Source organism: Nonomuraea cypriaca, assembly GCF_015645445.1.
GTDB classification, from domain to species: domain Bacteria; phylum Actinomycetota; class Actinomycetes; order Streptosporangiales; family Streptosporangiaceae; genus Nonomuraea; species Nonomuraea cypriaca.
The window spans coordinates 1-7305 of record NZ_JADOGI010000367.1; the positions used below are offsets into that span (position 1 = coordinate 1).

Genomic DNA, 7305 nt, shown 5'->3' on the forward strand with positions numbered 1-7305 from the left:
GGTCTGGGAGGGCACGCTGGACGTCAGGCGCGGCGACGGCGCCATCGTCTACGTACGCGCCCAGGCCGTGCCGCTGCGCCACGAGTCGGGGACGGTCACCGGCATCGTCATCCTGGCCCGCGAGGCGTTGCGCAGCAACGAGCGGGAGAAGGACCGCTTCGGGCTCCTGGAGCGCATCGGCGAGCGGCTGGCCGGCTCACTCTACGTCGAGGAGACGCTCAAGCGCGTCGCCGAGATGCTCGTCCCGCAGTTCGCCGACCACTGCTTCATCGAACTGGTCGAGGGCGACCGGCTCGTGCGCCGGGTCTCACAGCACGTGCAGGGGTGGACGCCCCCGTCGGGAACATGGATGCCGGTGGGCGCCGAGATCCGCTACCCCTCCGGCCACTACGCGGACACGGCGATGCGCCGCCAGGAGACCATCCTGGTGGAGAACTTCGCCTCGAGCACCTTCCCCGCCCCCCACGAGGGCAGCGCGCGGCTGTGCGGCGAGATCGGCATGACCTCGGCCATCGTCGCCCCCCTGCTGGTGCGCGGCGAGACGCTCGGGCTGATGTATCTCGGCCTGTCCAACCTCACCGACCGGCGCAGCCCCCACTACGACGCCTTCGACCGCGACTTCGTCGGCGCCATCGCCACGAGGGTCGCGCTCGCGATCGACAACGCGCTCCTGTTCGAGGAGGAGCGGCACACCGCGGAGTCGTTCCAGAAGCATCTGCTGCCCAGAGCGCTGCCGCAGCTCGACGGCCTGCAGATCGCGGTGCGCTACTATCCGGCCGCCCCGCTGGCCTCCCACGGCCAGGGCATCCAGACCCAGGTCGGCGGTGACTGGTATGACGTGATCCCGCTGTCCGCCGGCCGCGTCGGCATCGTGATCGGCGACGTCGAGGGCAGGGGCGCCAAGGCCGCCGCCATCATGGGCCAGCTCAGGGCGGCGCTGCGCGCCTTCGCGCAGGACGACAAGTCGCCCGCCGACATACTGGCCAGGCTCGACGAGTGGACCCGCATCATCGCCACCCCCGAGCAGGACGACAACGGCCACGAGGTCAGCATCCCGCCCATCGTGACCTGCCAATACCTCGTCTACGACGCCTGGTCCCGGCAGTTGTCGTTCGCCAACGCCGGGCACGCGCCGCCGCTCCTGCTGGTCGACGGCCAGTGCGTCGAGCTCGACATCGAGGAGGTCGGCCAGCCGCTCGGGGTGCGCGCGAAGAACCTGCACGCCGACCTGGTCTACAAGGAGGAGAGCCGCACTCTCCCGCCGGGCGCGGCGCTGCTGCTCTACACCGACGGTCTGGTGGATCGCAGGCCGGGCAGGGACGCCGCGCCGCCGAGCGAGGACGAGACGCTCAGGGTGCTCTGCGAGAAGCTCGCCAAGATGTCCGGGGCCGAGGTCGAGCGCATCGCCGACGCGGCCACGGTGGCGGTGCCCGGCGAGATCGACGACGACATGGCGATCCTGGTCGTCCGCTCCAGCGACGTCGACCTCGACGTCGAGGAGCGCACGTTCCCGGCCCAGCCGATCATGGTGGGCGAGGCGCGCCGCATGGCCGCGGAGGCGTTCTCCGGCTGGAATGTGCCGGAAGAGCGGGCTGAGCTGGCCTGTCTGCTCGTCTCCGAGGTCGTGACCAACGTGGTCCTGCACGCGGCCGCCGCCAGCGTGCCGCGCAGGGAGCTGGTCGTGGAGGGGCCGCCGCTGCCGTTCGAGGAGTCCTGGGACATGCCGGGCTTCGAGGACGAGGTGGTCGGCGACAAGGAGTTCACGCTGCGGCTGCGCCGGGGCGAGGAGTCGGTCTGGGTCGAGGTGTTCGACCAGGACCTGCGCCTGCCGCGGATCCGCAGCGCGGGCGAGAACGACGAGGGCGGGCGCGGCCTCTACCTGGTCGACCAGCTCGCCAGGCGCTGGGGGTCGAGACCTACCAGGGAAGGCAAAGCGGTCTGGTTCGAGATTCCCACCCGTAGCAGGTGAGTGATTCACTGGCGGCATGGAGCTGGCCTTCGAACGACGGGGCACCGGTGCGCCGCTGATCCTCATCCACGGCATCGGCCACCACTGGCAGGCGTGGCTGCCGGTGCTGGACCGGCTCGCCGCGTCCCGTACGGTGATCGCGATCGATCTGCCGGGGTTCGGGGCCTCGCGCGGGCTGCCGGACGGCGTCCCCTACACGGCCGAGTCGCTGGCGGACGCGGTGGAGTCGTTCTGCGCGCTGCTCGGCGTCCGCGAGCCGCACGTGGCGGGCAACTCGCTCGGCGGCTACATCGCGCTCGAGCTGGCTTCGCGCGGTGTCGTACGTACGGCGGTCGCGTTGTCGCCGGCCGGCTTCTGGTCGCGTCCCGAGCTGATCTACGGCCGCACGGTGCTGCGTGCCCTGCGGGCCTCGGTCAGGTCGATGTCCCAGGAGCAGGCCGCCATGACGGCGGAGAGCCCGCTGCTGCGCGCCGTGTCGGCCGGGCTGCTGGTCGCGCACCCGTCCAGGCTCGAACCGGCCGCGCTGACGGCCGCCTCGCGGGCGCTCGGCGGGTCGAGCGGCTTCGACGAGACGCTGGCGTCGTTCGAGGGGCTGATGCCGCCCGCGCCGCCGAAGTCGCCCATCACGATCGCGTGGGGTGAGCACGACCGGCTGCTGCTCCGCCGCCAGGCGGTTCGCGCGGCGCGGTGGTCGGGGCAGCGGGTCAAGCTGCTGACGGGCTGCGGCCACGTGCCGATGAGCGACGACCCGGCGCTCGTGGCCCGGGTCATCCTGGAGGCGTAGGCGCTAGATCTTGGTCTGGCCCCACACGAGCAGCATGGCGATGATGAACACGATCATCACGCCGGCATAGCCGACGGGTCCCAGGCGGAACGCCCGGCGCACCCGGTTGAGGCCCCAGGCGACCAGTAGCGCCAGGAACACCAGGAGGATCAGACCGCCGTCCATGCTGTCCAGTATGCGGGGTCGACCGGCTCACCGCGCGGTCAGAATCCGAAGGACCGCCCGATGATCTCCTTCATGATCTCGGTGGTGCCGCCGTAGATCGTCTGGACGCGGCTGTCCAGCCACGCCTTGGCGACCGGGAACTCCGTCATGTAGCCGTACCCGCCGTGGAGTTGGAGGCAGCGGTCGATGACCCTGGTCTGCAGCTCTGTGGTCCACCACTTGGCCTTGGCCGCGTCCACCGCGGTGAGCTGCCCGGCGTTGAGCGCCAGGACGCACTTGTCGACGAAGTGGCGGGCGATCTCCGTCTCGGTGGCCAGCTCCGCCAGGACGAACCGGGTGTTCTGGAACGAGCCGATGGCGCGTCCGAAGGCCTGGCGGGTCCTGCAGTACTCGATGGTCTGCTCCAGCACCGTCTCCGCGGCGGCCACCGCGGCCACGGCGATCGACAGGCGTTCCTGCGGCAGGTTGTTCATGAGCTGGAAGAAGCCCTCGCCGTCGTTCGGGCCGAGGCGGTTGGCGACGGGCACGCGGACGTTCTCGAAGAACAGTTCGGCCGTGTCCTGCGCCTTCATACCGACCTTCTCCAGGTTGCGCCCCCGGCCGAACCCCTCCATGCCGCGCTCCACGACGACGAGCGTCGTGCCCCTGGCGCCGGCCTCGGGGTCGGTTTTGGCGACCACGACCACGAGGTCGGCATTGATGCCGTTCGTGATGAAGGTCTTCTGGCCGTTGAGGACGTAGTGGTCGCCCTCGCGGATGGCCGTGGTCCTGATGCCCTGCAGGTCGCTGCCCGCCCCCGGCTCGCTCATCGCGATGGCGGTGATCAGCTCGCCGCTGACGAAGCCGGGCAGCCATCGCTGCCGCTGCTCGTCGTTGGTCAGCCCGACGACGTACGGGGCCATGATGTCGTTGTGCAGGGAGAAGCCTAGCCCGGACGCGCCGTGCCTCATGATCTCCTCGACGATGACCGCGTTGTAGCGGAAGTCCGTCACGCCCGCGCCGCCGTACTCCTCCGGCACCGCGAACCCGAACATCCCGAGCTCTCCGGCCTTCTTCCAGACCTCACGCGGGACGATGCCGTCCTTCTCCCACTGCCCGTGGTGCGGCACGACCTCACAGGCCATGAACGCACGCACGGTGTCCCTGAAGAGCAGGTGCTCGTCGTCGAAGAGATCCCTCTGCATCCGCCGCCTCCAAGCAGGTTGTCGTGCCCGACAGAATACAATTCTGTTGGTACGCCGGGCCGCTGCGGACACGGCTTTATCACAAGTACCGGAAGTTGCCGCATTCCCATGTGATACGGGTGTTTTCGACTCTAGGATCTCCCTCGGTCTGTTTATGGGTGATCGGAGTCTTCCGTGAGTCGGTTGCGCAAGGCGTTGATCGCCGTATCGGTGGGCGTGGCGGCGAGTGCCGCCTTCGTGGTGACCTCCTCGATCCCGAGCCAGGCCGAAACCTCGCTGGTCGCCAAGTACCGGTGTACGGGCGGCATCGCGGGCTCCGGCGTGGACCTGGAGGCCCGAATGACGCCCCAGGTCGAGTCGGGCACCATGAACGTCCGCTGGGACATGTCGTACAAGGGCAACCAGCGGTTCGGCTCGCCGGGCTTCTTCCCCGAGGGCTCCTCACTGGACCTTGAGGGCGTCGTGGACATCAGCGGTGCCTGGCGGGGTCAGCTCCGGCCGAGGGGCGGCCAAGAGCAGGGCGAACTGGTGCCGGGGGACTTCCTGGAGCTTCCCGAAGGGCTGTCCGACAGCGCGTCGCTCACCCGCTCGGGAACCATCCGCTTCGAGCCCGGTGACCTGACTGTCAGGTTCACACCCGCCGAGGGCGAGGTGATGGTCAACAACCGGGACGACAACGAGAGCGTGAAGTACACCGGCGGTTGGCAGTGGGAGTACACCTCCGAGCAGTATGGCGACCACCTCAACGACGTGCAGAAGGCCAGCGGGCAGGATGAGATCGCCAAGCTGGAATTCATCGGCACGAGAGTGGCCTACATCGGCAGGCGCGCTCCCGGGCTCGGGCCGATCCGGGTGATCCTCGATGGGGAGGTCGTCACCGACCCCCTGGTGGAGCCGGGCAAGAATCGCTCCGGACAGGCCATGACCGGCACCGAGACGCAGGAAGTCCTCTGGACGTCTCCGCAACTGGACTACGGCCGGCACACCATCGAGATCGTCAATGTCGAGGCCATGCCCGCCTACCTGGACGCGTTCAGGGTGACCACGGGTGACGTGCCCGAGCCGCCGGTCCACAACCAGGCGACCTGCACGCTCCAGAACGACCCCGGCGCCATCGACGTCACCGTCCCCGGACCCAGTGACCCGCCCGATGACGACCCGCCTGGTGATGACCCGCCCGGTGACGATCCGCCTGGTGATGACCCGCCCGGTGATGACCCGCCTGGCGAGGAGCAGCCTCCGAACGCCGACAGCACGGACCTCGGCCCGGGGAACGTGGTCGTCGTGCCCGTGGTGTCCGGTTCGAGTACGCCCAAGTCCACCGGGCCGACGGCGACGACGTTCGTGAAGGGTGCGGCGCAGGTGGCCAAGACGCCGCAGGGTGGTGTGGACACCGGTGAGGCGCCCGGCGGCGAGGAGCAACCGTACGGGCTCATGGCCAGTGGAGCGGCGCTGGTGATAGGCAGCGCCGGCGGCGGGCTGCTGCTGCGCCGGCGCAGGGCCGCGCACGCGGGAGGAATGAACTGATGACAGAGCAGAAGCCCCCCGAGGAGACGACACCGATGCAGCGGGCACTGCCCGGGCTGCTGATCGCCGGGTCGCTGGGCGGCGTCGGCCTGGTCATGGTGAGTCTGCTCTCGCTGGCGCCTCCCGTGGACGACGGCTCGGGCTCGCTCGCGGCGGCGGCGCACGCCGAACCGACGAAGGTGGAGGTGGCGAACGCGGGCGCGTTCGTCCTCCCGGCCACCGTGGGCCCCGGCGGCAAGGGCAAGGTCCTCACTCCGGCCCGCCCGGACGCGCCTCCGCCCCTGGCCGCGCTGCCGGTCGTGCCCCCGATCCCCGCCCCCAAGACCACGTCTGCCAAGGCCAAGCCCAAGCCGACCCGGATCAAGATCCCCAAGATCAAGGTCAACGCGCCCATCGGCGCGGTCACCATGACCAGCAAGGGCAAGCTCGGCACCCCGTCACCTTCCAAGCCCAACCAGACCGGCTGGTACCGCTACTCGCCGCTGCCCGGTGGGGTCGGCCCCGCGATCATCAACGGCCACGTGAGCACCCGCAAGGGCCCGGCCGTCTTCGACCGCCTGCGCGAGCTGGCCAAGGGCGACCAGATCTACGTGTACCGGTCGGACGGCAAGGTGACGCGGTTCACGGTGAGCGGCATCGAACAGACCAGCAAGACCACCTTCCCGACCAACCGGGTGTACGGGAACACCGCCAACTCCGAGCTCAGAGTCATCACGTGTGGCGGCGTCTACAACAAGACTACGCACAGTTACACGGACAACATCGTTGTGTACGCAACGTTGTCGAAGAAGAAGGGCTGAGGAGATAGGTGTGGCCGATTTGGCGGTTTACGGGAAGTTGACAGGGACAGTTCGTAGGATCTCAACCTAACCGTGACCAACGGCTGGAATTCTGGCACGACTGTTGATACTGCGCTGAAATGGAGCTGGAAGTGCTGACGTCAAAGGCGCGGCGACGCCTCGCCCTCAAGACATCCGCCATAGCCGTCCTAGGCGCAGGGATCTTCGGTGGGATACCAGTGGTGGCCGCGATGGCGGCCCCGGTGGCGGTGGCCTACACATGTTCAACGGGGACTGGCGGATCTTCATCGACCGTCACATTCACCATGGATCTGCAGGCCGGGACCGTCTCCCCTAACGCTACGGCGACCGTGAAGTGGGACATCAAGCAGCCGACGACTGGCGGATTGACGGCGCCCGCTGCGATCCCGCCCACCAGCACCTTCGTGGCGGGCGGAACCATCAGCCCCAGCGGAACACCGATACCTGCGACCCCGGTCAGCGTCGACGCCAGCGCCGCCCACTCGACGACCATCACTGCGGGCGCGCCTCTTGAAGTGCCCACGATGACCATGACGGTCACTCCGACAGCCACTGGAACGGTGATCCTTAGGGGCGGCGCCTTCACGCTTCAGGCGGGCGGTGTCACGTATACCTGCAACCCGCCCACGAGCGGTGGCCCATCGGCCAGCCTGGTTGTCGCGACCGGCACCGCAACCGGGACGCCTACACCCACACCGACGCCAACTCCGACGCCGACGGCGACCACCACCAGTCCGAGGCCCACGAGGACCAGTACGGCGACGGTGACCATCACCCCGTCCAGTACGCAGAAGACGTCCAAGACGCCCAAGGCTGGGGCGGACACGGGGGCCGGGGGGACCATGGGGCCTGATG

Annotated in this window: 8 protein-coding genes; 4 read left to right on the forward strand and 4 right to left on the reverse strand. The window is 69.0% G+C overall.

Annotated elements, in window-relative coordinates; translation table 11 throughout:
* Together ITP53_RS52620 and ITP53_RS52625 are read left to right on the forward strand one after the other, a co-directional pair.
* Positions 1–1969 (forward strand): ATP-binding SpoIIE family protein phosphatase (locus tag ITP53_RS52620; protein WP_195903010.1); only part of this gene is annotated, 1969 nt, incomplete at its 5' end.
* A 16-nt stretch (positions 1970–1985) separates the two neighbouring features.
* Positions 1986–2753: an alpha/beta fold hydrolase gene (locus ITP53_RS52625; RefSeq protein WP_195903011.1), complete on the forward strand. Its 768-nt coding sequence runs from the start codon at positions 1986–1988 to the stop codon at positions 2751–2753.
* 3 nt (positions 2754–2756) lie between these two features.
* Here ITP53_RS52625 and ITP53_RS52630 read toward each other — a convergent pair whose 3' ends face one another.
* Positions 2757–2918, reverse strand: a complete 162-nt coding sequence (locus tag ITP53_RS52630; protein ID WP_164904131.1) for a hypothetical protein — start codon at positions 2916–2918, stop codon at positions 2757–2759.
* A gap of 38 nt (positions 2919–2956) precedes the next feature.
* Positions 2957–4102 (reverse strand): acyl-CoA dehydrogenase family protein, encoded by a 1146-nt coding sequence (locus ITP53_RS52635; protein ID WP_195903012.1) that lies wholly within the window; start codon positions 4100–4102, stop codon positions 2957–2959.
* A 174-nt stretch (positions 4103–4276) separates the two neighbouring features.
* On the opposite strand from ITP53_RS52635, the gene ITP53_RS52640 reads away from it, so the two are divergent.
* Complete coding sequence (locus tag ITP53_RS52640; protein WP_195903013.1) at positions 4277–5629, forward strand: hypothetical protein; 1353 nt, start codon at positions 4277–4279, stop codon at positions 5627–5629.
* Positions 5629–6429, forward strand: coding sequence for a class F sortase (locus ITP53_RS52645; RefSeq protein WP_195903014.1), 801 nt, complete (start codon positions 5629–5631; stop codon positions 6427–6429). The genes ITP53_RS52640 and ITP53_RS52645 overlap by 1 nt, the downstream gene beginning before the upstream one ends.
* Before the next feature lie 253 nt (positions 6430–6682).
* On the opposite strand, the gene ITP53_RS52650 is transcribed toward ITP53_RS52645, so the two are convergent.
* The gene (locus ITP53_RS52650; RefSeq protein WP_195903015.1) at positions 6683–7003 is read right to left on the reverse strand and encodes a hypothetical protein; all 321 of its coding nucleotides are present in this window, start codon (positions 7001–7003) and stop codon (positions 6683–6685) included.
* A gap of 36 nt (positions 7004–7039) precedes the next feature.
* Positions 7040–7305: hypothetical protein (locus ITP53_RS52655; RefSeq protein WP_207757670.1), on the reverse strand; the 266-nt coding region annotated here is incomplete at its 5' end.

Excerpts from the sequence above, each read along its gene's own strand:
- ITP53_RS52625 (WP_195903011.1), top strand. The coding sequence starts at position 1,986 with ATGGAGCTGGCCTTCGAACGACGGGGCACCGGTGCGCCGCTGATCCTC.
- ITP53_RS52630 (WP_164904131.1), bottom strand. The coding sequence starts at position 2,918 with ATGGACGGCGGTCTGATCCTCCTGGTGTTCCTGGCGCTACTGGTCGCC.
- ITP53_RS52635 (WP_195903012.1), bottom strand. The coding sequence starts at position 4,102 with ATGCAGAGGGATCTCTTCGACGACGAGCACCTGCTCTTCAGGGACACC.
- ITP53_RS52645 (WP_195903014.1), top strand. The coding sequence starts at position 5,629 with ATGACAGAGCAGAAGCCCCCCGAGGAGACGACACCGATGCAGCGGGCA.